The following is a 25,780-nucleotide window of genomic DNA, read 5'->3' on the forward strand; positions in this document are numbered from 1 at the left end:
TTAACTAACGAAGGAGAGCACGAATGAACGAGACCCAAGAGGTCCAGCGGGACTGGCTGAACGTGGCAGAGATGGCCGATCGACTCGGGATCGCCGAGATGACGCTCTACCGGGTGATCGCCGCTGGGCAGTTTCCGGCGGTGCGCATCGGCCGGCGGCTGTTTATCCCGGCCAAGGTGCTGGACCGCATGACCGACGCGGCCCTGAGCACGGGCCGGGTCGTCTCGGCGGCGGACTTCTGCGGAAACGCGCCGTGATCAGTCCGGCCCGGCAGCGTCCGGGCGCCAAGGAAACACAGGACCGGCCCCGCACAGGCGCCAACCAGAACAGGGCCGGTTCTCCCATCACTCAGGTACGAGTTCGAGAGGTCTACAGCATGACTGACGCAGTTCAGGACGGCACGGAGTGGGTGCCTCGGTTCGGGATGTTGGAGGTTCCGCGCGAGCGCGCTGAGCTGATCCGGGGGCTGTTCGAGCTGGCCGCGTTCGTGGCCGACCACCCGGAGCTTCCCCTGCCGTTCGTGACGGCCGGGGTCTACCCGAACGCGGAGTCGTTTGAGGACGAGGCCGTCACGGTTGACCTTGTCGCCGAGGCGCTGGGTGTGGTCGCGGACATGAACGTGTCGCGTGGCCACTACGCGGCGATGAAGAACTTTGGTTCGGTCCGGGTGACGGCGATGGCAGTGACCCAGGAGGCGGACGCGGCGTTCGCCGCGCACATGTCGTACCGCGGGAACGTGCAGCCGGCCGAGGGTGTTGCGGCGGGTGAGTCGCGATGAACGGGTTCACGGTGATGGAGCTGGCGTGGCGGATGCACGACTCGGCCCAGTCGGCTGTTGACCGGGCGGACACGAAGGCCGGGTTTGTGGCGGCCGTCGAGACGGCGCTCGCGGCGGTGGTGCTGACGCTGGTGTCGCAGTCGGGTGGTTCGCCGCTGGCCGCACGGGTGCTGTTCGGCCTGGCGCTGGTCGCGCTGGCCGTGGCGTTGGCTTCGGCGCTGCTGGTCGTGGTGCCGCGGCTGCACCGTCCGGCCGACAAGTTGGTGCCGGGGGAGTTCCTGTACTTCGGCGCGGTCCGGGTCCGCTCGGTCGAGCAGCTCGTTGACAACCACATCGCGCAGGCGTACCCGCACGAGAAGGTCGCTGACCCGCTGGTGGCTGTGGTGCACCAGGCCAAGCGGCTGGCTGACATCGCGTGGACCAAGCACCAGTGGCTGCGGCTGTCGTTCGTCGCGGCGGTGCTGGGTGTCGTGTTCGCGGTGGCCGGTGTTCTCATCGGTGGTGCGCGATGACGGCGCGGCGGGGCTCGTTCGGGCCGGTGCAGCTGGCGCGGCACTTGGGCTGGTGGGACTTTCAGGTCGCCCGCGCGGTCCGGCACGGGCTGATTCCGGCTCCGGATCTGGGTAGCCGCTGGTCGGCCGGTTTGGTCGAGACGTTCGCGGCACGCGCCGGCCAGCTCGGCGCCGAGGTCGGTTCGCTGCCGGACATGGGAGCGGCGCGGGCGGCGCGGGTGCTGGCCGAGCGGTTCGGCTGCGAGGTGACCCCTGACGCGGTGTTCGAACTGGCCCGGCGCGGTGTGTTGCCGGTCGTGAACTTCTACCGGGCCAACCCGCTGTTCGACGGCGGCGAGGTCGAGCGGTTCAGCGACCGGGCGGTGCTCGATGACGCGGCCGCGGCCGGGCGCTGTGTGACCGCGGACGAGGCAGCCGAGCACCTGCGGATCCGGCGCTCGGACTTCGGCCACCTGGTCCGCGCGGGCCGGGTGGGCGCGGTTCGCCGCGTGTACGGGTCGTATCGCCGCAGCCGGTCCGCCGCGCCTTTGGTCGCGCTGTTCCGGGTCGTTGACCTGGACGCGCTGCTGGCCGACGCAGGCATCGACTGGGCCGCGGTACGCGCCACCGCGCCGGGCCGCAGGTCCCCGCTCGCGGCGTTGCCGACAGCAACCACCACCAACGACGACGAAACCCAGGAGGTGCAGTGATGATGCGGCGACCGACGAGGACCGAGGGTGCGATCGTGCCGCGGTTCGCGACCGCGATGGCCGGCCTGCTGGCCGGTGGCGTCGCGGCGGTGTGGTGGGACCGCTGGCCGGGCCTGACCGAGGTCGGTTACTGGGCTGCGGTGACCGGCGCGGTCGGGCTGGTGACGGCGGGGCTGCTGTTTTGGCGCCTCATGCACGGCGCGATGGTCGCGGCACCGTTGTGGGTGCTGCTGGCCGGCGCGCTCGCGTTCCGCCTCGACGCGCCGGGTGGCGCGGCGGGCTGGGTGATCGCGGGCGGTGTGCTGCTGCTGGTCACGCTGGGTCTGGTCGCGGTCAACGCCAGGCTGGGTGCGGGAGTTGCGGCGACGATGTGGCTGGTGTTCGGCGGCCTGGTGTTGCGGGCGTTGCCGGACTCGGTCGAGGTGTCGGCGCGGTGGTGGCAGCCGCTGCTGCTGGCGGTAGCGGTGCTGGCCGTGACCGTGGTGTACGGGTTGCGGTCGCACTCGAGTTCGCGCGGTCTGCTGCGCAAGCTGGGCCGCGCGGGACGAGTGACCGACGGGCTGGCGTCGGGGCGCGATGTCTACCGGACGTCGTCGGCGCGGATGTTGCGCTCGAAGGCCAAGCAGATCAGGCCGTCGCTGGCCGAGGTGCCGGCGTGGAAGCGGCGGTTCGTGCCGCTGACCGAGCTGGGCACGACAATCTCGACGGTCGGTTTCGTCAAGGTCCGGTCCAGCTGCGAGGACCACACGCTCACGCTGGCCGGCCCGCGGGTCGGCAAGACCGGGCTCGTGATGAACCACCTGCTGGACGCGCCCGGCGCAGTGATCGCGACGTCGACCAAGACCGACATCCTCACCGTGACCCGCGGACGACGCGCTCAGCGCGGACCGGTGTACGTGTTCGACCCCGACGGCCTCACCGAGGAAGGTTCGACGATCACGTTCGACCCGCTGTCGGGCTGCACGTCGGCGGCCACGGCGATGGACCGTGCCTCGGACCTGCTGGACGGGATCGGGTCGAAGTCCGACGACGCCGAGCACTGGCTGGATCTGGCCCGCCAGGCGATGAGCGCGCTGCTGCACGCCGCCGCGCTGGGCGGCTACACGATGAACGACGTGCAGCAGTGGGTCGCCGACCCCGACTCGGGCAAGGACGACGTGCTGTGGGAGCTGCGGGTCGCGAAGGCCACCAACCTTGAGCACCAGGCCAAGCAGTTCTTCTTGAACAACGACCGCACCCGGTCGTCGATCTCGACCACGATCATGCCCGCGCTGTCGTGGCTGTCGGTACCCGCGGCAGCCGTGTCGGCGGCGCCGGGCGGCGTCGTGTTCGACGTACAGCGGCTGCTGGACGAGAACGGCACCGTGTACCTGCTGGGCGCCGACGACCGCAAGACCGCGCCGCTCGTGACCGCGCTGACCGCCAGCATCGCCCGCCAGGCCCGAGCGATCGCGGTGCGGATGCCGGGTGGCCGGTTGGACCCCTTCTTGACGATGGTCCTGGACGAGGCCGCGCTGATCTGCCTGATTCCTCTGGACAAGTGGTCGGGTGACTTCGGGTCGCGCGGGATCTGCATGCACATCTCGGCCCAGTCGCGCGCCCAGCTGGTCGAGCGGTTCGGCAAGGCCGCAACCGGGTCGCTGATGACCAACGTAACCACGAAGGTCGTCATGGCCGGCTGCGCCGACGACGACGACCTTCAGTTCTGGTCGACCCTGTGCGGCCAGCGCCTCGAAGTGGCCGCGACCCGTGACCACACCGGCGCCAAGTCGATCAGCGACCGGCACGTCCCAGTGCTCACCCCCGGGCAGGTCGCGCAGCTGCGCACCGGGCAGGCGCTGATCATCTCCCGCGGAATGCCGCCCGCGATCGGCCGGGTCAAGATGGCGTGGAAGCGCCGCGACCTGCGCAGGGACCGGTTCCTGGCTCGGCCGGTCGTGCAGTGGGCGACCCGGCACGGCCAGGCACTGGAGCTGGCGGCCGGTGGCCGCCTCATCGCGGGCCTGACTGCGTTCAGGGACGGCAGCTTCGCAGCCGCGGAGCGGGTCGATCTCGCAGTACGACAGGCCGCCACGACAATCGCCGGCCGCGTACTCGAGAAGGTCTCGCCGGGCGTGGAGTGGTTGGAGTCCCGTGACCCGGCCCGCGAGCTCGTCGCCCGGTTCCGGCTGGCCACGGCGACTCGTAAGGCCCGCGCCGGCCTGGCCGAGCGCGACACCACCCGCCGCGAGCTCGTCGCGGCTGGCCGTGATGCCGACGAGTCGGCCGAGGGCCAGTCATGACCGCCGCGGGCGGTGAGCGGGGCGTGGAGTGGGTCCAGCTGTGGGACGGGCGGCGTTGGCCCGGCCGGGTCCGTGACGGCCTGCCCGAGTTCAGGTTCGGGCAGGCCCCGGCCGGGCTGTCCACGCGGCGGCAACTGCGTCAGCGCGGCTTGTCCCGCGGTGGTCAGGAGCCGTTCGCGCGGCTGACGTGGAAGCGTGACCGGCGGTTCGCGTGGCTGTACGTCGACGCCTTGGCCAAGGCGAAGCGGATCCCGACCGGCAAGCAGCTCGCCGCCGTGAACAAGGCACTCGCGGCGCGGAAGGTGTGCGCCGAGTGCGGCCCGGTCGAGCACTGCGTCCGCACCACCGACCAGCTGTGCGGTGACTGCTACGCCGCCGGCGTCACCCCGACCGCGGGCGGCACCGACGGGTGGCGCACCGTCCAGGGCTGGCAAGACGACACCGACGTCGAGTCCGACGCCGACGAGGACGCCGCCCGGGACGACCGGGCCGGGCAGGACGAGGCGGCAACAGCAGCCCGCCGCGCCGCCGACGCGCTGACCCGGACCGAGGCCGCCTTGGCCGCGGCCGACCACGCCGATCGCCGCGCGGCCGAGCAGGTCGAGCGCGACGAGCAACTGAACCGATGGCACGCCGACGACAGGGCAGCCCGGCTGGCAGCCGAGCAGGCGGACACCGACACCGAGCAATGGGCCGACGAGAGGGGAGTGGCATGACTGCCGAGCTTGCGCCGCCGTTCGCCTACTACGGCGGCAAGACGACCAAGGCCGCTCAGCTCGCGGCCCTGTTGCCGGCGCACCGGCACTACGTGGAGCCGTTCGCCGGGTCGCTGGCGGTACTGCTGGCCAAGCCCGCGGCGCCGTTCGAGACGGTCAACGATCTGGACGGAGCGTTGATGACGTTCTGGCGTGTGCTGCGTGACCGCGGCAACGACCTGGCACGGGTGTGCTGGCTGACCCCGCACAGCCGCACCGAGCACCACGAGGCGTACTCGCTGACCGGTGCCCACAGCAACGACCTGGACGAACTCGAAGTGGCGCGGCGCGTGTGGGTGCAGCTCAGCCAAGGCATGGGCGGGACCCGACGCCGCACCGGCTGGCGGCACTTCCAAGACCCAGGCGAGCGCACCTCTGTGTCAATGCCGGACTACCTGCACGCCTACGTCGCCCGGATGACACCGGCACTGCGCAGGCTGCGCCAGGTCAGCCTGGAAGCCCGCCCGGCGCTCGACGTGATCGCCGCCTACGGCCGTCACGAGCATGTGTGCATCTACGCCGACCCGCCGTATCTGGGCAGCACCCGCTCTTCTCGTCAGTACGCCGTCGAGATGAGCGGCGACGCCGAGCACCGCGAACTCGCCGACGCGCTCAAAGCGTGCCGATCTGCGGTCGTGCTGTCGGGCTACCCCAGCGATCTCTACGACGACTTGTACGCCGACTGGCACCGCCTCGAACTGGCCTCCTTCACCGGCCAATCCGGCACCGCCGGCCACCGCACGGAAGTGCTCTGGTCGAACCGGCCGCTCGGCGCCCAACCCACGCTCTGGCAGGAGAACCACTGATGCAGTACGACGACGACAAGGACCCCGGCACCGCCGCGCTGGCGGCGGCGGCCGGGCTGGCCCGCCAGGTCGAGGCAGTGACTCGCGACGTGGCGGCGATGAAGCAGGGGCTTCGGCACAGCGCGTCCACGACCAGCGTGCGGCGGCTGGAAGAGACCGTGACATCGCTCGGCAACACCGTCGCCTCGTTCGAGGACATGCTGACCCGGCTGACGGCCAAGCCCGTCGGTGCCGGCAGCAGCGCCGAGGCCGCGCGCGAGGTCGAGCCGGTGCGGTCGTGGCTGCGGCTGCCCGCGGACCGCTCGGCCGTCGAGGCGGTACTGAGTGAGTTGCTGCCGTGGATGGAAGCCACCTACCTGCGCTACGCGACCGCGCGCGAGGAGTTGCCGCCGTGCTGGTTGTGGCACCCCGAGATCGTCGAGGAGCTGCTGTGGCTGATGGACGCCTGGACGCTGGCCTACGAAGGCCCGGAGGCCTCGACCAAGCTCGTCGGTGACTGGCACGACCGGCAGCGTCCCGGAGTGACGCGCCGCATCGGCGAGTACGCGCCGAGCTGTGACGTGCTCAAGCACCGCGACGAGGCCGACCAGCGCGCCGTCACGGTGCCGCTCGCGGCCGACGCCGACCCCTTCGTCGCCTGGTGGGCAGCGGGTCGCGACCGCACCGGCCCGGCGCCGAGCGCGGCGCAGATCAAGGCCGGCCGCCGCGGCGGCCTGGCCGCCGTCCCCGAGACCGCTGGAGGCCAACGATGAACCCCGACACCCGCGTGCTGAACCTTCCAGAGTGGGTCCCGACCGAGGTGACTGGCCCGATGCTCGTGGCCGGCGCCGCCGGTGTGCTGTTCGTGGCCGTGGCGGTGGGCGTACTGGTGTGGGCGGTTCGGCGGACCGTGCGCGGCATGGTCGCCGCGGTCGCGGCCGGGCGGCTCACGACCCGGCGGGTGCTGATCGTGGTCGCGATCGTGGCCGCGCTCGGCGTCGCCGCAATCGGCGGTGCCCGCTCCTTCGGCGCCGTGTCGGAGAAGTTCGACAGCCCGTTGGTGCCGTTGGTTGCCGACGGCATGATCATCGCCTGCACTGCGCTGCGGCTGGCTGCGTTGACGCGCGGGTGGCGGATTCCGGGCGCGCTGGTCACGACGTACGTGTTCATCGGCGGCACCGTGTGGTTGAACATCGACACCGCCACCGGGATCGCCGACGCCCTCGCGCATGCGCTCGCGCCGCTGGCCTACGCGGTGCTGGTCGAGATGCTCGCGCACCTGCTGCGGCTGCACATGAAGCTCGCCGAACCGGCGAAGCCGCGGCTGTCGGCGCTGACCTGGTTCACCTCCCCGGTGATCACGACGCGCGTGTGGCTGCACCTGTCGCGGACCGGCGCCGACGACCCGGCCGCCGCGCGCGCACTCGTGCAGCAGGTGGTGCGGATGGCGTCGCGGCTGGCGACGCTGTGCCCGAGCCGCAAGCTGTGGCCGTTCGACGCCGCCCGGGCCGCCCGGACCGCGTGCCTGCAAACGATCCGCGACGGGCTGCTGACCGCGTCCGAGCTGGCCGCGTTGCTGCCCGGTGCCGGTCGGCTCACGCCGGGCGAGCTGCTGGCGCTGGTCGACTCGGCCGCGCTCGGTCTGTCCGACCCTGGTCAGCCGGCCGACCGGACCGAGGCCGACGACCAGGCCGCCGGGGTCCCCGAGCACGCCCCGGCGAAGGCCGACGCTGCACCGCTGTGGCTGGTCGCGTTCCTGATCGGTGCACTCCGCTCTGCACCGGTGCAGCCCGATCCCGCACCGGTGCACCCGGACGACTCCACCGGTGCGGGCCCGGTGCGGACCGCTGACCGGGTGGCCGGTGCGCCTGCACCGCAAGGTGCACCGATGGACCCCGACCCTGCACCGCAACCGGAACCGGAACCCGTCGAGGCGGTGACCGAAGAACCGAGCGACGCCGACCTGCTAGCGGCGGTGCAGGCCTACGCGCAGCAGCGCGGCGGCGGGCCACTCGGCCAGCAGGCGATACGCAGAGTCACCAGGGAGGCGTTCGGGCAGGGCGTCGGCACCGGCCGCGCCAGGCGGCTCCAGGAGCTTGCCGGGTGGGCCGAGCCCACCGAGGCGGCGGGGGCGGCCCCCGAGGCCGCTGACAGCCCCGTACAGACCCGCGGGCAACTGCACCTGATCAACCCAGCCCTCAACGACGACGACTCACCCAGCAACGAGACCGCAGACAACACCAGCGACCACACCACCGACCGCGATCTCGAAACGAGCACCAGCCGATGACCAAGTCCATCAGCAACCGATCAACCAGCACCCAGCACGACACCAGCAACGAACCGATCAGCAACCCGAAAACCCACTCGGCAGCAGCAAGCAGCCCAAACCCGACCGAGAAGGTTCATCAATCACACCCATGCATCACGATCAAGTGGAGCCGTGACTCCGCTTCGCGTCGTCGGTTCGGCCTGCCGCCGGCGGCGGCGGTCGGTGCCTTCGGCCCCGTTGCTGGGCGTGCCGTGGCGGGGGGTGCGGCATGGCGGTGATGGGCATGGAAAGTGGCCACTCTGCGAGCTACCTGACCGGGTCGGTCGCGACGGGCCGGGAGAACTACTACACCGGCGCGGTCGCGGCCGGCGAGCCGCCGGGGCGCTGGTTCGGCCGCGGCGCGGAGGCGTTCGGCCTGGCCGGTGAGGTCGACACCCAGGACATGACCGCGCTGTACGAGCGGTACCTGGACCCGCGCGACGAGGCGTTTCGTGACCCGATCCGTTGGGACGAGGCGGCGACGCTCGGTCACACCGGGCGGGCCTACAAGACCGAGGATGAAGCGCTGGCGATGGCGTTGGCCAAAGAGCCCGGTGCATCGCCGGAGCGGCGCGAGGAGCTGCGTGCACTGGTGGGTGCATCGGTGCGCAACAACGTGTCGTTCTACGACGCGACGTTCTCGCCGCAGAAGTCGGTGACGGTGCTGCACACCGCGTTCGAGGCCCAGGAGGTGCAGGCGCTCGGTGCAGTCGAGGCGGCCCGTAGTGCACTGGAGCAGGCCGAGCGCACCGGCAACCGCAGCGCCGCCATCGTGTACCGGACCGCGGTGCGCACCGCACAGCGTGAAGCGGTGCAGTGGGGCGGGCGGCGCCAGGCGGTCGAGGACGCGATCTGGGCCGGGAACAACGCGGCGCTGTCGTATCTGCAAGACAACGCCGGCTACACCCGAGTCGGGCACCACGGCGGTGCGGCGGGCCGGTGGGCGGAGGCACCGGATCTGACGGTCGCGTCGTTCTTCCAGCACGACAGCCGCGACCACGACCCGCAGCTGCACATCCACAACGCGATCCTGAACCGGGTCCAGGGACCCGACGGGAAGTGGCGCACGCTGGACGGGCAGGCGCTGCGCCGGGTGAAGCCGGCCGCGGCTGCGGTCGGGGAGCGGGTGATGGAACAGCAGCTCGCGCAGGCGCTCGGGGTGCGGTTCGAGATGCGACCCGACGGCAAGGCGCGTGAGATCACCGGGATCGACCAGGCCGTGATGGACCTGTTTTCGAAGCGGCGTCGCGCGATCACGAAGAAGACCGCGCCGCTGGTGGCCGCGTTCGAGAAGAAGTGGGGCCGCGAACCGAACAACCTGGAGCTGGCCCGGTTGCAGGAGACCGCGACCAAGGCCACCCGCAAGGCCAAGACCCATGACGGCGAGACCTACGAAGCGCGCTTGCAGCGCTGGGACGCCGAGCTGCGCACTGAGCTGCGCGGCGGGCTGGCCAAGGTTGCGAACGACGTGCTCGCGGCGCGGCAGCGGCGCTGGTTGCCGGGCCGGATCAACAAGGCCAAGGTGCTGGAGACGGCGCTGGCCGATGTGCAGTCCAAGCACGCCACCTGGCGCGCGGCCGACCTGACCCGCGCGATCAACGACGCGCTGCCCGACAACCTCGGCAACCTCAAACCCGCCAAGATCGCCGGGCTGCTGGACAGCCTGACCGAGCAGGGTCTGGCCAGAGCGCGCCAGGTGGACACCAAGAACCGCGGCCAGGCCGGGGCGCTGCCCGACGAGCTGGTGCGCAGCGACGGCCTGTCGGCCTACGAAGCGCCCGGCGCGGCGCGGTTCGTGACGCCGGATCACCTGCGCGCCGAACGCAAGCTGGCCGGTGCCGGCTACGCGCGCGGAGCGGTCGCGATGACGACCGGAGACACCGCCGCGTTCGTGAAGCAGTCGGCCGCGGCCGGGCTGGAGCTCGGCGCCGACCAGGCCGCCGCGGTGAGCGGGATCCTCTCGTCGGGCGCGATGGTGGAAACCCTGGTCGGCCCGGCCGGGACCGGCAAGTCCCGCGTCGTCGGCGCATTGGCCAAGGCATGGGAGAACCCCGACCTGTGGGGCGGCCACCAGCACCGCATGGTCGGGCTGGCCGCGTCGCAGGTCGCGACCGAGGTGCTGGCCGCCGACGGCGTGACCGCGATGAACATCACCCGCTGGCTGATGACCCAGCAGCAGCTCACCGACGGATCAACGCGCGCCGAGCACGAGGCGTGGCGGCTGCGGGCCGGTGACCTGGTCGTGGTCGACGAGTCGGCGATGGCCAACACCACCGACCTCGCGCAGATCCAGGACCGGTGCACCGAGGCCGGCGCGAAACTGCTGCTGGTCGGTGACCACCGCCAGCTCGCCGCGGTCGGTGCCGGCGGCGGCATGGAACTGGTCACCGCGAACGCCCTCACCCACGAGCTGGTCGAAACCCGCCGCTTCCGCGCGGACTGGGAGGGTCCGGCGTCGCTGCGGCTACGAGGCGGCGACGCGGACGTGCTCAGCGACTACTACAAGCAGGGCCGCATCCTCGACGGCGGCCACCTGGAGGCCGCGCAGCGGTCCGCGAGCGACGCATGGCTGGCCGACCGGCTCGCCGGGCTGCACTCGCTGCTGATCGTGGACTCCAACGCGCAGGCCGCCGAAGTGTCCGCGCAGCTGCGCGCCCGGCTGGTCGAGTACAAGCTGGTCGACGACGAACGCACCGTGGCGCTGGCTTCGACCGGTAACCGGGTCGGTGCCGGTGACCTGATCCAGACCCGCCTCAACGCCTGGCACCTGAACGGGTACCGCGGCAACACCCGCGCGGCGTTCAACCGCGACGAGTTCCTCGTCGACGGTGTTCTGGACGACGGGTCACTGCGGGTGCTGCCGCTGTTCCAGGGCACCCGCACCCCCGCACCGGGCGAATCGATGATCCTGCCGGCGGCCTACGTGCGCGACCATGTCGCGCTCGGCTACGCCGCCACCGTGCACGCCTCCCAAGGGATGACGGTCGACTCGTCTCACTTGGTCGCGACGCAGAACACGTCGCTGTACGCGCTGTATGTGGCGATGACCCGTGGCCGGGTCGCGAACACCGCGCACGTGGTCACCCAGTCGCTGGGCGCGCAGGCGGAGTTCGGTGAGACCGTCGACGCGGCGAAGCGGTCGCCGCTGTCGGTGCTGCGGGCAACGTTCGACCTCGACGACCCGCAACTGTCGGCGTTGCAGGCCGCCGCCGAGTCGGCCGCCGAAGCGAACCGGCTCCGGACGCCGGCCGAGCTGCTGGCCGACGGGATCGCGCTCGCGACCGCGGGCCGGACCGCGAGCTGGCTGGACGAACTCACCACGGCCGGTGTGCTCACCGACGCGGAACGGTGCGCGTTGGCGGCCGACGACGGCGCCGGGACCTTGGGGTCGCTGCTGCGGCACGTTGAGCTGGCCGGGCAGGACCCGCGTCAGGTCCTCACCGACGCCATCGGTCGCCGCAGCCTGGACGGTGCCCGCAACCTCAGCTTCGTCATCCAGGACCGGATCAAGCACGCGGGGCCGTTCGACCCGATCGGCGACACCTACACCGAGCGGCTTCCGCACGTCGAGGACCCGCAATGGGCCGCCTATCTGGCCGATTTGGCCCGCGAGGCCGACCAGCGCACCGTTGAACTCGGCGAACAGGTCGCGGCCGAAGGGCCGCAGTGGGCGGTCGAAGCGCTCGGTGCCGTACCGGCCGAAGGTGACGAGGCGCGGGCCGATTGGGTCCGGCGTGCCGGGCAGGTCGAGGCGCACCGTGACGTGATGGGTCACGACGACGCCGCTGATCCGCTCGGTGCAGCGCCGAAACCGGGCCAGGTCGAGGCGTACGCGTCGTGGCGGACGGCGTGGCGGGCACTCGGCCGGCCCGAAGCCGACCGGGCCGAAGCCGAGATGTCGTCCGGGCAGCTGAGGGTGCGGGTCCGCGCCTGGGAACGCGAGCAGGCGTGGGCGCCGCCGTTCGTCAACTCCGAACTGGCCGGGACCCGCCAGGCCGCCGACCGGGAACGCCGCACCGCGACACTGCGGGCCGCCGAAGCCGCCGCCAGCACCGACCAAGCGACCAGTGACCGGTTGCGGCAAGAAGCCGAGCAGTCCAACGCGCTGGCCGCAGCGCTCGACCTGCGCGCGGCCGAGCTGCAAACCGCCGACGACGCCCGCGCGGTGTGGCTGGCCCACACCGCCGAAACCAAAGCCGCGGCCGAACGCGCCGAGTACGAACTGAAACAACGCGGCATCGACAACACCGACACCGGACCCACCGGCCCCGAACTCGCCGACCAGCTCGCAGGTGACACCGACAACAACACCGCCGACGTCAACGACGTCACCGCCGACGACGACCTCACCGTGGTCGACGAGCACGACCTGACCGACGTCGCCCAAGAACGTGCCCGCGATCTAGCCGAAGCCCGGCCCGTGCACGACCCGGTCGACGACAGCAGCGACCAGCAGCACCACACCGGTGCCGCCGGCCAAGGCGACGCCATCGAAACCGGTGACGACGCCGTGACTGCCGACGGGCACAGCAGCGCCGATACGGACTCTGTGGCCGACGTCAACGACCGCGACCGCGGCGCTACCGCAACGGGCGTAGCCGAGGAGGACTCGGCCAGCGACGAGGCCGCCAAGCGTGACGCCGCACGCGAAAGCCTTGCCCCGGCCGACATTCGCGAGATCGCGTCAACCGAGCAGCCGCTGGGTGAGGCCGCCGCCCCGCGAGTGCCAAGCGCGGACGAGACCGCTGAGGCGGCCCGACGGGCGCAACGGGCGCTGATCGAGATTCAGCACCGCCGCCAACTCGAGGAAGCCCACGAGGCCGGCCACGCCGCCGGACACGACGACGTCGACCGCGACGAGGAACTCGCCCGCTGGCACGCCGGCGACCAGGCCCGCGCGAGCCAGACCGCACAGCACAGCGAGCACGCCCAGCACGACGACGGCCCGGTCATGGGCCGCTACGACGACTAGCCACCACCCGTCACGCGAAAGGACACCCCCCGACATGTCGAACGCATCGAACTGGCTCAACCGCATCACCGGTCGCCGCGGGCGCTACACGCCACCACCGACCCGCACCGACGGGACCGCCGAGATGAACCGGCGAATCGAGCTGGCCAAGTACTGGGAAGCCGACTACCAGGCCCGCCTCGTCGAAGCCCAAGCCCACGCCGACGAATCCGTTCAAATCGCCACCGACACCGACACCGACACCGACACCGCGCAGGCCGTCGGTTATGACCGGTTCGCGACCGCCTACGACTGGATCGACGCCGGTGCACCGGACCTCGGCCACGGCGACTTCATCCGTCGTCTCGCGGCACAGGCTGACGCCTTGGTCGCGGTTGGTGATCTTGACATGGCCTACCAGCTGCGGACCGCCGCCGACCGGCTGGGCGAGCAGGCCCGCGACGACGAATGGAGCGCCGTTGTCGACGCGATCCACGCTGACGACCGCGCCGCGTTCATCGAGCAGCAACGCGGCGCGGTGCAGGCCCGCGTCGAGCGTTTTTTGGCCCGCCGAGGGCTTCAGCTCCCGCCCGACGAAGCTGCCGAGGAGCCCGCCGGAGTCGAGCACGACAGCTACTACGAGGCCGGGCGGCGGATGCAGCGCGAACGCGGAGCCGAGCGGGCCGTGCAGCACGCCTACGAGATGCGAATGGCGCTGGCCGAGGAGAACAGCGAGACCACGTCGACGTGGCTCGGTTTGGATTCTCTGTACAACGAGCTGGAGGGCCAAGCCCGCCAATCCGGGCTCACCCCGTACAGCCGCGACGAGATCGAGGCCGCCATGCGGCGGTTGGCCCGCGACGGAGCTGACGACGGCAGCCGGTTCCACCTGGTCACCGACGACACCACGGGCCGTACCGAGCTGATGTTCGACGACCCCGCGGACCACTTGGCCGAGGCCGACGAGCTCGCCGCGGCTTCCGAGGTTCCGCCGGTCACCGCGGCGCTGGACCAGCCCGCACCGGTTGCGGCCGGGCCCGACCTGGGCCACGACCGTGTCGCCGAGCACCTGCGCGAGATGGCCGCCGCCGCACAGGCTTCCGGCGAGGCAGGCGAGGCCGACAGGTTGCGGCTGTTCGCCGAGACCGTGCAGCGCCAAGCGGCCAGTGACGAGTACATCGCGGCCCAGCTCGCCGCCGGCAGCGATCAGCCGGAAGCGCAGATCGAAGACGCGCGCGAGGAGTTCCGCCGTTGGATCGAATCCACCAGCCGCGGGCACGGCATCGACGTACCGGCCGACCTGACCGGACCCGACAACACCCACAACACCGAGATCGCCGACAGCAGCGACCAGCTCACCGAATCCGCCGCCGACGACGCCGACGCCGACGCCGCCGACGCCGACGCGATGATCGAACCTTGTGACCGGCTAGCCGATGGCATCGCCGACCAGGACGACGACGAGCAGCGGCAAGAACTCGACGCCGAGCTGGAGGCCGCCGAGTACAACGACCCGCGGCGCCGCGACGAGGCGCTCGCGCGCGAGGTCGACGAGCTGGCCGCGAGCGCCGAGAGTAGTGGCGACGTCGAGCGCGCGGGACGGCTGAGGATCGTCGCCAGCGAGACCCGCCACGTCCCGTACGACTGGGACGGCGAGTCGGCGATCGCCGCTGAGCCCTGGCAGATCGAGGCCAGCGAAGCAGCCGTTGAGACGGCTATCCAGGTCGAGGCCGACCAGCCGAGCCCGGATGAACGAGCCCGGCCGGTACGTGGCGAGGCCGACGAAGAGCAGAACCAAGAGCACAACGACGCCCACGCAGGCGACACACGGGAGCAGCCAGACGCCCTCGGCGATGTGCGCGCCGCGGTCGAGACCAGCGCTTGCACGGTCGCGGTGACCCGCGCCCAGCTCGCCGCGCAACGAGTCCAGGAACGGGTCGAGGCTGACCAACGCCAAGCCGCCAGCGATCGCGACGATGAGCTTGCCCGCTGGCACGCCGACGACCAGGCCGCCGAACACGACAACGGCAAAGCCATCGAACACGCGGAGCCGAGCCTCGGCGACCAGCAGGAGGTTTGAGCCCCGGTACGCCCCGCCCCGTTCCGGGGCGGGGCGTTCTCGGTCCTACGGCCCGAGCAAGAACAGGTGCCTGGCTGGGGTTGGTGGCCTGATGCCAGACCGCCCCCTCCAAGAACAAGAGGGTTCTCACCTGGAGGACGGCGGCGGTCGCTGCGCTCCCTTATTTCCTTGTCCACCAGCTGACAACCCTCTTGTTCTCGGAGCCTCTAGCGGCCCGGCAGACGGCAGCAGCCGGCAGGCCCCAAAGAACGGGGACTGCCGTCAGGCAACGGCCACCAGCGAGAGGGACCCACGATGCCGAAGGCAACGAACACCAAGCCCGAGACCAACAGCCACCCCGCATGGTGCAGCCCGAAGCGCCAGACCGGATGCGGCCGGCCCGAGTGCCCCTCCAGCCCCCAGAAGCCCAAGCGCTGACCCCACTGACTCGGGGCGCGCGGTGGTGACGGACCACCAGACACCCACGGCGCGCCCCGCACCAACCACTGTGAAGGAGGCCGAACCATGCTCGTGTACGGCGAAGACTGGGACCAGCGGGTGGCCGAAAAAGCTGAGGCCGCGCGCGTCGAGATGCGTGAGCTGGCCGGCCGGATCGACGACGTGATGCTGGACCTCTGCGACCGGCGCAGCGAACTGGCCGAGCACGCCCTCGGCGAACACAACTACCTCGACGACCCCGATCTCGGCAAGGCGCTCGACCTGCGGCAGCGCTGGGAGCGGCTCAACCGCTCGCTGGAAAGCTTCCACAAGGCCGTGGCACGGCAGGTGCGGCAGCTTCCGGGCAACGAGACGGGCAAGACCGCGCCAACGGAAAAGAAGCCCCGGTGAGCGCCGTCTGCGTCGATCGCCCGCCGGCCAGCGACTTCGAGCAGTGGGAAGGCGAGTTCCTGCGCGGCACCGGTGTGATGCCGCTGGTCAGCTCGCGGCCCGACAACGGTGGCGGTCTGGAGTTGCTGGACGACTTCGCCGGCTGGGGTGGCAGCTCGGCCGGTGCATCGTCGGTGCCGGGCGTGGAGCTGAAGATGGCGGCCAACCACAACCGGCTCGCGGTCGAGGTCCACGCGAAGAACTTCCCGTGGGCTGACCACTTCTGCGGTGACATCGTGCGGGCCAACATCGCTGGTTGGCCACGGGCGGATCTGTTCTGGGCGTCGCCGGCCTGTCCGGCCTGGTCGAACGCTCGCGGCGTTCGGCGCACCTTCGATCAGTCGCTGCAAGGTGTCATGTTCGACGACCAGCTGGGGGTTCTGGCCGAACCGGAAGCGGTCCGGTCGCGTGCGCTGATGGAAGAGGTTCCGCGGTACCTGCGTGCGATGGCCGACAAGGGTGAGCCCGTGCTGGCGGGGGTTGTCGAGAACGTCGTGGAGTGCCGCAAGTGGGACGAGTGGAACCGGTGGCTGCGCGAGATCCGTGAGACCGGCACCGGCTACGAGGTCCGGGTTATCGCGTTGAACTCGATGCACGCGCAGGCGCCGAACAGCCGCCGGGCGCCGCAGTCGCGTGACCGGCTCTACGTGGCGTACTGGCTGAAGGCGCTGGGCCGGGCACCGGACTGGGACAAGTGGCTGCGGCCGAAGGCGTACTGCCCGACCTGCGACGCCGAGGTCTACGCGATGCAGGTCTTCAAGGACCACCGCCTCGACATGGGCAAGTACGGCAAGACCGGGCAGTACTGGTACCGCTGCCCCAACGTGACGTGTCGCTACCAGGTTGTCGAGCCCTACGTGGCGCCGGCCGCGGCGGCGATCGATTTCTCGCTGCCGATGGGCAAGCGGATCGCCGACCGGACCGCCAAGGGCGGCAAGGACAAGATGCTGGCCCCGGCCACGCTGGCACGGATCGAGAAGGGCCTGGCGAAACTGCGGGCCGCCGGCGAGGTGCGCCCGTTCATTGCCGAGCTGCGCGGCGGAGGCTCGACGACCCGGGGGATCGACCGGCCGCTGGCGACGTTCTCGGCCAAAGGCACCCACCACGCGCTCGTCATGCCGCCCGGGACCGAAGGTGTCGACTGGGGCCACCTGCTCGTCCCGTACTACCGGACCGGCGTCGCGCACGGACTCGGGCAGCCGATGAACACGCTGACCACCAAGGACCGCTACGCCCTGGTCCATCTTGCCGAATCGCTGCGGGTCGAGGACTGCAAGGTCCGGATGCTCACCCCGCCCGAGATCGCCACCGGCATGGCCTTCCCGCTCGGATACCTCACCGCCGGCGAACGCTCAGACCAAGTCCAGGGCTTCGGCAACGCCGTCACGCCACCGGCCGCCGAGGTGATCATGTCCGCCATCGTCGAGGCCATCACCGGGCAACAGCTCGCGCTTGCCGCCTGACACGTAACCGTCAACCCCACAAGGAGAAATGACGATGTCGGTAGTACCTGGGAGCCCTGAGGAGTCACGAAGCCCGCAGCTGGTCGAACGGCCGCCCATCGTGGTCTCGACACGGCGCTTCGACCACCAGAACGGGGGCGACTGGCCCGGCAACCGCGGCTTGGCCATCGACGCCCGCCGCCACAGCGAGGACGCGCAGGTGTTCTCGCCGTACTTCCCGTCGGTGTGGGTGACCGACTCGATCGACGTCGACCTGGACGAGGCAGGCGGGCGCTGGCCGGCCGACGAATTCCTCGCCTGGATCGACGCCGTACGACCCCACCTCATTGAAGCCGCCCAACGCGCCACCGAAGCCAAGAACCAGCCCGCAGACCCGAACAGGAGCTGACCGATGTACGACACCAACGAGCTCGACCCGAACAGCCACGCCGCCCTCCACGGCGTCACCTGCCGCCGCTGCGGCCTGCCCTGGCCCTGTGAAGGCTCCAGCAGCTTCGAAGGCCGGCACTTCCCCTCGCTGCTCCCGAACGGCGTGACCGTCACCACCACCGACGACCTCGACCGACTCGTCACCTGGGCCCCCGGCGCCACCTGCCCCGTCGTCCTCGACACCACCGGCGTCGCCTGGATCCTGTTCTCGACCGACGACGGCGACTACTACGCCGGCACCATCGAATGCCCCGACAACGGCACCCCCGCCCGCTACGACATCGAAGACCTCCCCGCCGACCGCGGTCCGCTGTACGTGCTGTTCAACGGCGACCGCGCCGCCCTCACCAAGCCGGAAGAGCCGCGCCGACAGGAGATCGAGCCGTGAGCGTGCATACCCGGCGCCGCCGACCGGTCACCGACGCTGGCCATCAGGCGCTCAGCCGCGCCGCGCACCAGCTCGCCGACCAGGGATTCAAAGTGTTTCCGCTCGTGCCGGGCCGCAAGGTGCCCGCGGTAGAGGACTGGGAAGCAGCCGCCACCACCGACCACCTGACGATCGCGCGGACCTGGCAGCAGGCCCCGTGGAACATCGGCGTCGCCACCGGCCCGTCCGTGCTGCTCGTCGTCGACCTCGACCTGCCCAAAACCGCTGACGACAAGGCTCCGGCCGCATGGGCTACTCGAGGAGCCGCGACCGGCGCCGACGTCCTCGCCCTGATCGCAACTGACCACCACACCACCCTCCCCGCCACCCACGAAGTGGCGACCGCCTCAGGCGGCCGGCACCTGTATTTCACTCAGCCCCACGACCAGCAGCTGCCCAACAGTGCCGGGCGGATCGGATGGAAGATCGACACCAGGGGTCACGGCGGCTACGTCGTCGGCGCCGGATCGGTCATCGGTCAGCGCCACTACACCACCAGCTGCAACCTGCCTCCCCGACCACTACCCGGCTGGATCACTCAACTCCTCACCACCCCCGAACGCGCTACCGCGGCGACCAGGCCGGCACCGGCGCAACGCCACACCGACGCCTACGCCCTGGCTGCACTGACCGGTGAACTCGACAAGCTTCTGGCCGCCACCGAAGGACGCCGCAACCACGCACTCAACGCCGCCGCGTTCGCGCTCGGCCAACTCGTCGCCGCCGGCCTGCTCGACGAAAGCACCACTCGCAAGGAACTCGCCGCCGCCGCGACCCGGATCGGACTGCCCCAGGCCGAAGCCGACCGCACCATCGCCTCAGGCCTCACCGCAGGAGCCCGCCACCCGCGCATCCGTCCCTGACCCGAAACCAGCCCAGGCGCAACACATGAAAGAGCCTCAGGAAGCCGCGCATGGCTTCCTGAGGCTCTCCGAGGTTCCGAGGCTAAGCCAACCCACCTCTCGACATCCGCAAGCCCTGAAACAGCGGTGACTACGCCGTCCGGGGCGAGTCCGCCGGCAGCTGCGCCAACCGCGGCGCCGGCCCGAACACCCAAGCCCACTCGATCGCGTCGGCCACACCTTCCAGGTAGCCAGGCCGCGGCGGCATCCCGGCCGTCTTGTAGCCGTCAGGAAACATCAACAACATTGCCCGCACCGAGTCCCGCGCCTCACGGATGCTGTCGTGGTCCGCCCGCCCCAACGCCCGCCCCGTGTACGGAGTGAACGGCGCCGAAGCCTCCCGCGACATCCCGGACCCCGGAGGCCCGAACGGCGCCTGAGCAGCTGCCAGCCACCGCAACGTGCCCATCACCGCCGACGCGTACGACAACTCCCGCGAGCTCTCACCCACCGACGTCGCCCGCACCAGGCGCAGACACTCACTCTCCGCGAGCCGCCAAACGACAGCGAACTCCTCCACCGGCACCCGCACGTTGCCCGGCGGGATCGACAACAGCATCTCCTCGGTGATCTCCATACCACAACACGATCCCACCACCCACCGACATTTCCACACCTGGCGACGTCTGAGGCCAGCATGTGATGTCTCAGGACATGGGTGACAGTTCTGGATCAGGAGATCGGTGACACTGGATGTGTCAGGACATCGGTGACGGTTTAGAGGTTTGGCGTGGGCCGCTGGGGCGGCCGTTGCCGACGTAGGTCACTCCGGGCGCGGGCCTGGTGTGCTCGATGAGGATCTCGCCTTCGAGGTCGGCAACGGTGATCTTGTCGCCGGCTGTGATGACGAGGACCTGCTGGAAACCTCGTCGCCCGTCGACCATGTACTGGACCTTGTTCAGCATGAAGACGCCGTTGCTGGCCAGCTTCTTGACGACGGTGCCGTCGGGCAGGTCGGTAGGCACCGGTGTCCGGGCGGGTCGGGGCCGGGTGACGGGACGGCGGAACAGATCGCGGGTGGGGCGGGGTGCCTCGGTCTTCTCGGTGGCCTGCCAGGCGGTCAGGGGTGTGATGCGGCCGGGCAGTCCTTGGTGGGGGCGCTGGGTGTTGTAGATGTGGTCGAAGGCGTCGACCTGGGTCTGCAGCTGGGCCAGATCGGCGGCCAGTGGCTGCTTGTCGAGGTAGCGGAACAGGGTCTGGTGGAAGCGTTCGTTCTTGCCCTGGGTGGTTGGTTTGTAGGGCTTGCCGGTGATCGGCTCGACGCCTAGGGCCATCAGGTGGACGACGAGCTGGCCAAGGAGTCCGCGCCGCGAGGGGTTGAGCGCCGATCCGTTGTCGGACAACAGCCGCTGGGGCACGCCATAGGCGGTCACGGCCTTGTCGAACACGACGATCGCCGCCTCGGAGGTCTCGCCCCACGCGACGTGGGAAGCGACCGCGTAGCGGGAGTGGTCGTCGATGAGCTGGAAGATCACGCATTTGCGGCCGCGAGTGAGCACGTACTCGGTGGCGTCGAGCTGCCAGCAGGCGTTCGGGGCCGGATAGACGAACCGGCGCCACGCAGCCCTTGGCTTCTTCCTTGGTTCCAGCCGTGCCACGCCGGCCTCGCGGAAGATCCTGGCCAGCGACGCGACCGAAGGCACCACCTCTAGGCCCATCGCGTGCATCTTGTCGTGCACGCTGATCGGGCCGCAGTCCAGCCCGGACTGCTCGAGTGCAGCCCGGACCCCGATCGCCTGCTGCTTGACCTCATCGGCCAGCTTCGACGGGCTCGACTTCGGTCGCCGCGATCTCGGCTCCAGCGCCGCCGCGGGCCCGTCGGTGAGGCTGCGCCGCCGGATCTCATAGAACGTCTTGCGCGAGATGCCGTGCTCGGCACAGAAGGTCGTCACCGCCCCACGTGGAGCGTTAGACGGCCACTGTGCGATCGCGAGACGGACACGAGGATCAACAAGCTCATTCTTCGACACCCGCGGAGTCGACCGAGCCAGGACACCACCGACCCCGACGACTCACCGAAGTGTCACCACCAAGATCCCCGAAAGTGTCACCGATGTCCTGATGTGGATCCGTCACCTATGTCCTGCGACATAACACGTCTGAGGCCAGCACGGGCCCGGCGGGGTAGAACGTATGTTCGATTTATGTCATTCTGGCGTCATGGTTGGACGGTTCAACGTGCGCCCCGGCGACGGGCCTCGTCACTGGCTGGTGTGGGACAACGCCATGAACGGGCGGCGAGGTGAAGAGCCGACTGAGGCTCGGGCGCAAGCGCTGGCCGCCGATCTGGAGTTGCAGTACGACGCCCACGGCCCCCGCGATCCCCGCAGCGTTCGGCGGCCGGACAAGCCGGTAGCCGTCGACGCCTGGCAGCCGCGTATCGGTGAACTCGACGCCTGGGTGAGCGAGGGCGGGGAGTGGATCGGCCGCGTGAAACTGCCGGACGGGCAGATCAAGTGGATCAGCCAACGTGAACTCCGCCCGGCCGAGGGATCACGGCAGGTCGGCCGTTCCCCCTCCGGCGGTGCCAGCTGATGCCCGGCGCGCTGCGTGAGGCAGTGATCACTCTGGTCGGCGGCGTGGCCGATCGACAGGTGTTCTACGTGTCTGATTGGGACGACCAACGGCGCGCCGCCGAGCGGATGGGGCGCACCGCCGACGAGTTCTGCGGCTGGCCCTTGGCCTACCGGCCTGAGGCCCCTGGCAGCAATCGGTGGGTATGGACCGGGGGTGCTGACTGGCCCAAGGCGAGAGCCGAGCGCCGGGCAGCCTGACTCCCCGTGAACGGCGGGCCTGCGCCTCCTGCGCTACTTGCTGGTGCCGACTGAGGTAAGTACTGGACGAATTTCAGCCCTCCTTCCAGAGCTTGCTCTCCCAGTAAAACGTGCCTTTGTACCGAGTCCACTGGACCGCGCCGCCGCCGCCGGGCAGCCAGAGGTCGGGCCTGTCCGAATTGTGAGGGCGGAGCAGACACTTCCCGTGGTAGTTGACCTTCGGCCACGCATCCCCCGTGCCGTCGATGTAACAACGCCAGTTGTACGTCCCGCCCTGTTTGAGGACGAAGTAGGTGTCCCATTCCTCCGCCGGCGCCGAGTCGCTCAGGTAGGTCGTGAACCTGTAGTTGCCAGCCGCAAGGTAGATCACGCGGGGGCTCGCTCCGGCCGGTAGGAGCGCAGTACCTGTCACAGCCTCGTTGGTGAGGTAGACGTCCCGCGAGATAACCGCGGGTCCGCCGGCGCTCAGGCTGGTCGCCTTGTCAGACGCGATGTCGTGTCCGCCGGCCGCCACCGCCGGTATACCGCTCACCAGCCCTGCCCCGAGCAGGGCCAAGACCAGGCCGGCAGCAACTCGTCGTCGAGTCTTCATCTGATCGTTCCTTTCGTCAGATCAGTCAAGGAGGACTGACCTCCTACCTGCTGAGATGGGTCTCGGTGCGCGAAAAGTTGGCTGACCTGGCGGAGACGCGATCCGTTCCAAGGCTCAGGCCGAAGGGATTTCGCTCGCGCCGGCGAACCGGCCGCCGTACGGCGACGTTTCCAGCTGATCACTGCCCGTACGCGGTCTGGTGACAATCTGAGTTCTGCAAGACACAAGCGCGCCCGTGGGCGCATTCTGGCGGTATGGCTCGGCGATGCGCCAAGTGTGATGGGGTCGATCTGCCGGAGCACGCACGTACGTGCCCGCAGCGGGATCCTCTCGTCGTGGCCCGGCGAGTCCGAGTCGTGGTGTGGCCTCGATTTGGCTGGTTGTCGATTCTCCGGGCACGACGTGGCTCCCCAGGCTCGCAGAACTGAGGCGCAGGCCCGGTTGCCGCCGGACCTGGCCGGCCCCGTCGAGGTCGAGCTAGCCAGGCTCACCGAGCACATCCCGGCGCCGGCGTCGATGCCTGGCGGGGCGCGCTACGAACCCAAGTTCGACGGCTACCGCGCGGTCGTCGTCCGGAGCGAGGCCGGCGCCCGAATCTGGTCGCGGCAGCGGCATGACCTGTCTGACCGGTTCCCTGACATCGCTGCCGCAGCCGAACGGCAACTCGCGCCCGGCGTCGTGCTCGACGGTGAGCTGACCATGCTGGTCGAGGGCAGGCTCAGCTTCGACGCGCTGCAACGTCGCATGGTCACCTCGCCGTCGAAGGCCCACGCGCTGGTGAAGTCTGTGCCGGCGGCATTCGTCGCGTTCGACCTCCTCGCGGTTGGTGGCGTCGATCTGCGCACCCAGCGCTGGACGGTGAGACGCGGGCGGCTGGAGCAGCTCGCCGATCGATGGAGGCCACCGTTGCAGATCTCGCCGGTAACCGACGATCTTGCTGAAGCGCAGGAGTGGTTCGACGTGCTGCCTGAAGCGATGGGGATCGAGGGCCTGGTGGTGAAGGCCGCGAACTCCCGCTACGTCCCCGGTCGGCGGGAGTGGCTGAAGGTCAAGCGCCGCGACTCCGTCGAAGTGATCGTTGGCGGCGTGATCGGCCCGATTGATCGTCCCGAGGTGGTGATCGCCGGCCGATACCGGGCCGGTGAATTCGTGATGGTGGGGCGGACGGTTCCACTCGGTGCTGCGGATTCTCGCCAGCTCGGCGCTGTGCTGCGTCCTGCGTCGCGCGGGCACCCGTGGCCGGACGAGATCGCGTCGGTGCGCTGGGGTGGCAAGGACTCAAAGAAGCCCCTGACCAAGGTCCGCCCTGACGTCGTGGTCGAGGTCCTGGCCGACGCCGCGATGCAGGCTGGCCAATGGCGCCACGGGCTGCGATACGTGCGGTACCGAGCAGACTTGAAGCCGGAGGAAGTTCCCACTCTCTGATGCTTCGGCGGCGGTCCAATACGATTCAAACCCGCTATTACAAACAGTATTCGTAGCGGCAATAGAAACATCGCCGAGTTACATAGCTTTGAGCGTCTCCTCCGGCGGATGCCGGCCACGTAGGACTCCCGTCCTGCGCCCTTACTCCTCAGTGGACAGTCCCCTGAGGAGTGCTAGAACCCCTTGCCAGTAAGGAGATGGAGTGAGCCTGGTGTCCACTCGTTGAGTGCTGCGCGTTGGCACAACGCAGCACAACACGACACAAGGTGGGCAGGTCCATCCCACATGCGCCGGACAGCATTCCGGCGCGTCGTGGCGTCCAGGCACAAGCACCTCGAGAATGGGTGTAATCTCGGCTGTTACCTGGACACAGAGTGTCCAACCGCAGGTGTGTCAACGCCGAGTCCTGCCAGGCGCACCCGCTCCCCTCGAAGAACCATGGCAGGAGTGGGGGACCCAGGATGTTGGGTCCCGGCCGTGAGTGGCCGGGTCCCTGGGGTGAAGTCCGCGGGAGCGGACCGGGCTATTGACTCTCAGCCCGAACCCGACAGCTAACTCCGCAGGCGTCTGGAGACAACCATGCCCAAGATCGAGCGTCGTCAGGAGACGACGCCCGCGTTACTGCCGGCCGGGAGCCAGCCGGCAGGACAGTTGGCGCGCCGACCGTGGAGGACGCTGCTGCCCTCCTGGTGGTTTGCGCTGAACGGATTAAGCGCGGTGCTCACCGGCGTCGGCTGGTGGACGCAGGTCAGAGCACCGGGCGCCACGGGCAATGTGAATGCGTTGTTTATTCACACCACCCTGGAGACCTTCCTGACCTACTGCGGCCTCGCCGCCGTAGTGGCTGGCGCACTGTTGAACGTAGCTGCGCAGTTGGTCCAGTATCGGACGTCGGCGGCCGAGATCTCTAGCCGTGAGCGAGAGCTTGCAGATCGAGAAGCTAGGCTTGCGGACCGCGAGGATGAGATCGATCGCCAGCAGACGGAGCTGGCGGACGTGATGCGCGCGCTTGAGGAGCAGATATTGCTCTCCAAAGTCGTGTTGCGGCCTCTAATCGGTACCTTGATCAGCCTCGGAAGCCTCGACCCGATGACGCTCCCGGACGACCAGAAAACCTTGCCGGCTCAGCTATACGGGCAAGCCCTGGTGACGATGCAATCGGGCATCGTCGAGTACCTAGGTGGGAGCGTCTCCGACGTCCGAGTCATCTATTGGCAGGTCGAGGGTCGCGCGCCCCACCGGTTACTCCGAGCCATCGACAAGCGAGGCGAGCGGAAGAAGCCGAGCTTGGTCATGCGAGAGGGCGACAACGCCCGCGGTGACGAGGCATTCCGAGCGTTGGATGCGAAGCAGCCCCGGATCTGGCATCTAGGCGAGGACGGCGCGCCATACGCATGGAACAAGCGGAAGGTGTGGAAGGCATTCGCCGCGTTGCATGTTTCCGGCGAGGAGGGTGACGTTTTCGGCATGGTGACCATCGACAGCCCGGACTGCGAGGCGATCACCGAAGACCATGTGCGGACCGCGCAGGTGATCGCGGATGCTTTCGCAGCCACCTGTGCGAACTACGCAAGGTTCGCTGACTACCCGACGGCCTAGTCGTCGGCCTTCTGGGGCGCCTTGTTGGGTGCGGGTCGAGGTCTCCGGGCCTCGGCCCGTACCTCGGCCCGTCCTCGCGCGAAGTAATCAGTGGGGTTCCGGGCAACTTGCTTGGCACGCTCGACGCTGCTGGTGTCCTTAACGACCTTCACGATGTGT

General features: G+C 69.8%; 23 protein-coding genes and 1 riboswitch. Of the genes, 20 read left to right on the plus strand and 3 right to left on the minus strand.

The window, feature by feature from the left end:
* Positions 1–23 precede the first annotated feature (23 nt).
* From HDA39_RS34365 to HDA39_RS34440, 17 genes are all read left to right on the plus strand, one after another.
* Positions 24–257, plus strand: coding sequence for a helix-turn-helix domain-containing protein (locus HDA39_RS34365; protein ID WP_184802353.1), 234 nt, complete (start codon positions 24–26; stop codon positions 255–257).
* Between the two features lie 119 nt (positions 258–376).
* Complete coding sequence (locus tag HDA39_RS34370) at positions 377–778, plus strand: hypothetical protein (RefSeq protein WP_184802355.1); 402 nt, start codon at positions 377–379, stop codon at positions 776–778.
* Entirely contained in the window at positions 775–1,290 is a 516-nt protein-coding gene (locus tag HDA39_RS34375) for a Pycsar system effector family protein (RefSeq protein WP_184802357.1), read from the plus strand. The genes HDA39_RS34370 and HDA39_RS34375 overlap by 4 nt, the downstream gene beginning before the upstream one ends.
* On the plus strand, positions 1,287–1,979 hold the full coding sequence (locus tag HDA39_RS34380) for a hypothetical protein (protein WP_184802359.1): 693 nt from the start codon (positions 1,287–1,289) through the stop codon (positions 1,977–1,979). The genes HDA39_RS34375 and HDA39_RS34380 overlap by 4 nt, the downstream gene beginning before the upstream one ends.
* Positions 1,979–4,261: a type IV secretory system conjugative DNA transfer family protein gene (locus tag HDA39_RS34385; RefSeq protein ID WP_184802361.1), complete on the plus strand. Its 2,283-nt coding sequence runs from the start codon at positions 1,979–1,981 to the stop codon at positions 4,259–4,261. Before HDA39_RS34380 ends, HDA39_RS34385 begins: the two co-directional genes overlap by 1 nt.
* On the plus strand, positions 4,258–4,977 hold the full coding sequence (locus tag HDA39_RS34390; RefSeq protein ID WP_184802363.1) for an RRQRL motif-containing zinc-binding protein: 720 nt from the start codon (positions 4,258–4,260) through the stop codon (positions 4,975–4,977). Before HDA39_RS34385 ends, HDA39_RS34390 begins: the two co-directional genes overlap by 4 nt.
* Complete coding sequence (locus HDA39_RS34395; protein ID WP_184802365.1) at positions 4,974–5,822, plus strand: DNA adenine methylase; 849 nt, start codon at positions 4,974–4,976, stop codon at positions 5,820–5,822. Before HDA39_RS34390 ends, HDA39_RS34395 begins: the two co-directional genes overlap by 4 nt.
* Complete coding sequence (locus HDA39_RS34400; RefSeq protein WP_184802367.1) at positions 5,822–6,574, plus strand: hypothetical protein; 753 nt, start codon at positions 5,822–5,824, stop codon at positions 6,572–6,574. Before HDA39_RS34395 ends, HDA39_RS34400 begins: the two co-directional genes overlap by 1 nt.
* The gene (locus HDA39_RS34405; protein ID WP_184802369.1) at positions 6,571–8,091 is read left to right on the plus strand and encodes a DUF2637 domain-containing protein; all 1,521 of its coding nucleotides are present in this window, start codon (positions 6,571–6,573) and stop codon (positions 8,089–8,091) included. The genes HDA39_RS34400 and HDA39_RS34405 overlap by 4 nt, the downstream gene beginning before the upstream one ends.
* Positions 8,088–8,351 carry a hypothetical protein gene (locus tag HDA39_RS34410; protein WP_184802371.1) on the plus strand — a complete coding sequence of 88 codons (264 nt, stop codon included), beginning with the start codon at positions 8,088–8,090 and terminating at the stop codon, positions 8,349–8,351. Before HDA39_RS34405 ends, HDA39_RS34410 begins: the two co-directional genes overlap by 4 nt.
* Positions 8,352–8,356: 5 nt before the next feature.
* Complete coding sequence (gene mobF, locus HDA39_RS34415; RefSeq protein ID WP_184802379.1) at positions 8,357–13,084, plus strand: MobF family relaxase; 4,728 nt, start codon at positions 8,357–8,359, stop codon at positions 13,082–13,084.
* Positions 13,085–13,118: 34 nt separating this feature from the next.
* Positions 13,119–15,143, plus strand: coding sequence for a hypothetical protein (locus HDA39_RS34420; protein WP_184802381.1), 2,025 nt, complete (start codon positions 13,119–13,121; stop codon positions 15,141–15,143).
* A 504-nt stretch (positions 15,144–15,647) separates the two neighbouring features.
* Positions 15,648–15,971 carry a hypothetical protein gene (locus HDA39_RS34425; RefSeq protein WP_184802383.1) on the plus strand — a complete coding sequence of 108 codons (324 nt, stop codon included), beginning with the start codon at positions 15,648–15,650 and terminating at the stop codon, positions 15,969–15,971.
* A complete protein-coding gene (locus HDA39_RS34430) occupies positions 15,968–17,473 on the plus strand; it encodes a DNA cytosine methyltransferase (protein ID WP_337926018.1) in 1,506 nt (501 codons plus the stop codon). Before HDA39_RS34425 ends, HDA39_RS34430 begins: the two co-directional genes overlap by 4 nt.
* Positions 17,474–17,507: 34 nt before the next feature.
* A complete protein-coding gene (locus HDA39_RS34435; protein WP_184802385.1) occupies positions 17,508–17,861 on the plus strand; it encodes a hypothetical protein in 354 nt (117 codons plus the stop codon).
* A 3-nt stretch (positions 17,862–17,864) separates the two neighbouring features.
* Entirely contained in the window at positions 17,865–18,290 is a 426-nt protein-coding gene (locus HDA39_RS41970) for a hypothetical protein (protein WP_202893207.1), read from the plus strand.
* Positions 18,287–19,192, plus strand: coding sequence for a bifunctional DNA primase/polymerase (locus tag HDA39_RS34440; protein WP_202893208.1), 906 nt, complete (start codon positions 18,287–18,289; stop codon positions 19,190–19,192). Before HDA39_RS41970 ends, HDA39_RS34440 begins: the two co-directional genes overlap by 4 nt.
* Before the next feature lie 130 nt (positions 19,193–19,322).
* On the opposite strand, the gene HDA39_RS34445 is transcribed toward HDA39_RS34440, so the two are convergent.
* Positions 19,323–19,808 (minus strand): hypothetical protein, encoded by a 486-nt coding sequence (locus tag HDA39_RS34445; RefSeq protein WP_184802388.1) that lies wholly within the window; start codon positions 19,806–19,808, stop codon positions 19,323–19,325.
* 121 nt (positions 19,809–19,929) lie between these two features.
* Positions 19,930–21,123, minus strand: a complete 1,194-nt coding sequence (locus HDA39_RS34450; RefSeq protein WP_420488705.1) for an integrase core domain-containing protein — start codon at positions 21,121–21,123, stop codon at positions 19,930–19,932.
* Between the two features lie 268 nt (positions 21,124–21,391).
* On the opposite strand from HDA39_RS34450, the gene HDA39_RS34455 reads away from it, so the two are divergent.
* Complete coding sequence (locus HDA39_RS34455; RefSeq protein ID WP_238356217.1) at positions 21,392–21,766, plus strand: hypothetical protein; 375 nt, start codon at positions 21,392–21,394, stop codon at positions 21,764–21,766.
* Positions 21,767–22,078: 312 nt separating this feature from the next.
* On the opposite strand, the gene HDA39_RS34460 is transcribed toward HDA39_RS34455, so the two are convergent.
* Complete coding sequence (locus HDA39_RS34460; RefSeq protein ID WP_184802392.1) at positions 22,079–22,597, minus strand: hypothetical protein; 519 nt, start codon at positions 22,595–22,597, stop codon at positions 22,079–22,081.
* Between the two features lie 441 nt (positions 22,598–23,038).
* On the opposite strand from HDA39_RS34460, the gene HDA39_RS34465 reads away from it, so the two are divergent.
* Complete coding sequence (locus HDA39_RS34465; RefSeq protein ID WP_238356218.1) at positions 23,039–24,022, plus strand: ATP-dependent DNA ligase; 984 nt, start codon at positions 23,039–23,041, stop codon at positions 24,020–24,022.
* Between the two features lie 387 nt (positions 24,023–24,409).
* Positions 24,410–24,602, plus strand: a riboswitch (cyclic di-AMP (ydaO/yuaA leader).
* A complete protein-coding gene (locus HDA39_RS34470; RefSeq protein ID WP_184802394.1) occupies positions 24,602–25,621 on the plus strand; it encodes a hypothetical protein in 1,020 nt (339 codons plus the stop codon). (Overlaps the previous riboswitch by 1 nt.)
* Positions 25,622–25,780 lie beyond the last annotated feature (159 nt).

This window comes from Kribbella italica, assembly GCF_014205135.1.
GTDB classification, from domain to species: domain Bacteria; phylum Actinomycetota; class Actinomycetes; order Propionibacteriales; family Kribbellaceae; genus Kribbella; species Kribbella italica.

Coding starts and splice junctions, on each gene's coding strand:
- HDA39_RS34365 (WP_184802353.1), top strand. CDS start 24: ATGAACGAGACCCAAGAGGTCCAGCGGGACTGGCTGAACGTGGCAGAG.
- HDA39_RS34370 (WP_184802355.1), top strand. CDS start 377: ATGACTGACGCAGTTCAGGACGGCACGGAGTGGGTGCCTCGGTTCGGG.
- HDA39_RS34375 (WP_184802357.1), top strand. CDS start 775: ATGAACGGGTTCACGGTGATGGAGCTGGCGTGGCGGATGCACGACTCG.
- HDA39_RS34380 (WP_184802359.1), top strand. CDS start 1,287: ATGACGGCGCGGCGGGGCTCGTTCGGGCCGGTGCAGCTGGCGCGGCAC.
- HDA39_RS34385 (WP_184802361.1), top strand. CDS start 1,979: ATGATGCGGCGACCGACGAGGACCGAGGGTGCGATCGTGCCGCGGTTC.
- HDA39_RS34390 (WP_184802363.1), top strand. CDS start 4,258: ATGACCGCCGCGGGCGGTGAGCGGGGCGTGGAGTGGGTCCAGCTGTGG.
- HDA39_RS34395 (WP_184802365.1), top strand. CDS start 4,974: ATGACTGCCGAGCTTGCGCCGCCGTTCGCCTACTACGGCGGCAAGACG.
- HDA39_RS34400 (WP_184802367.1), top strand. CDS start 5,822: ATGCAGTACGACGACGACAAGGACCCCGGCACCGCCGCGCTGGCGGCG.
- HDA39_RS34405 (WP_184802369.1), top strand. CDS start 6,571: ATGAACCCCGACACCCGCGTGCTGAACCTTCCAGAGTGGGTCCCGACC.
- HDA39_RS34410 (WP_184802371.1), top strand. CDS start 8,088: ATGACCAAGTCCATCAGCAACCGATCAACCAGCACCCAGCACGACACC.
- mobF (WP_184802379.1), top strand. CDS start 8,357: ATGGAAAGTGGCCACTCTGCGAGCTACCTGACCGGGTCGGTCGCGACG.
- HDA39_RS34420 (WP_184802381.1), top strand. CDS start 13,119: ATGTCGAACGCATCGAACTGGCTCAACCGCATCACCGGTCGCCGCGGG.
- HDA39_RS34425 (WP_184802383.1), top strand. CDS start 15,648: ATGCTCGTGTACGGCGAAGACTGGGACCAGCGGGTGGCCGAAAAAGCT.
- HDA39_RS34435 (WP_184802385.1), top strand. CDS start 17,508: ATGTCGGTAGTACCTGGGAGCCCTGAGGAGTCACGAAGCCCGCAGCTG.
- HDA39_RS41970 (WP_202893207.1), top strand. CDS start 17,865: ATGTACGACACCAACGAGCTCGACCCGAACAGCCACGCCGCCCTCCAC.
- HDA39_RS34445 (WP_184802388.1), bottom strand. CDS start 19,808: ATGGAGATCACCGAGGAGATGCTGTTGTCGATCCCGCCGGGCAACGTG.
- HDA39_RS34455 (WP_238356217.1), top strand. CDS start 21,392: ATGGTTGGACGGTTCAACGTGCGCCCCGGCGACGGGCCTCGTCACTGG.
- HDA39_RS34460 (WP_184802392.1), bottom strand. CDS start 22,597: ATGAAGACTCGACGACGAGTTGCTGCCGGCCTGGTCTTGGCCCTGCTC.
- HDA39_RS34470 (WP_184802394.1), top strand. CDS start 24,602: ATGCCCAAGATCGAGCGTCGTCAGGAGACGACGCCCGCGTTACTGCCG.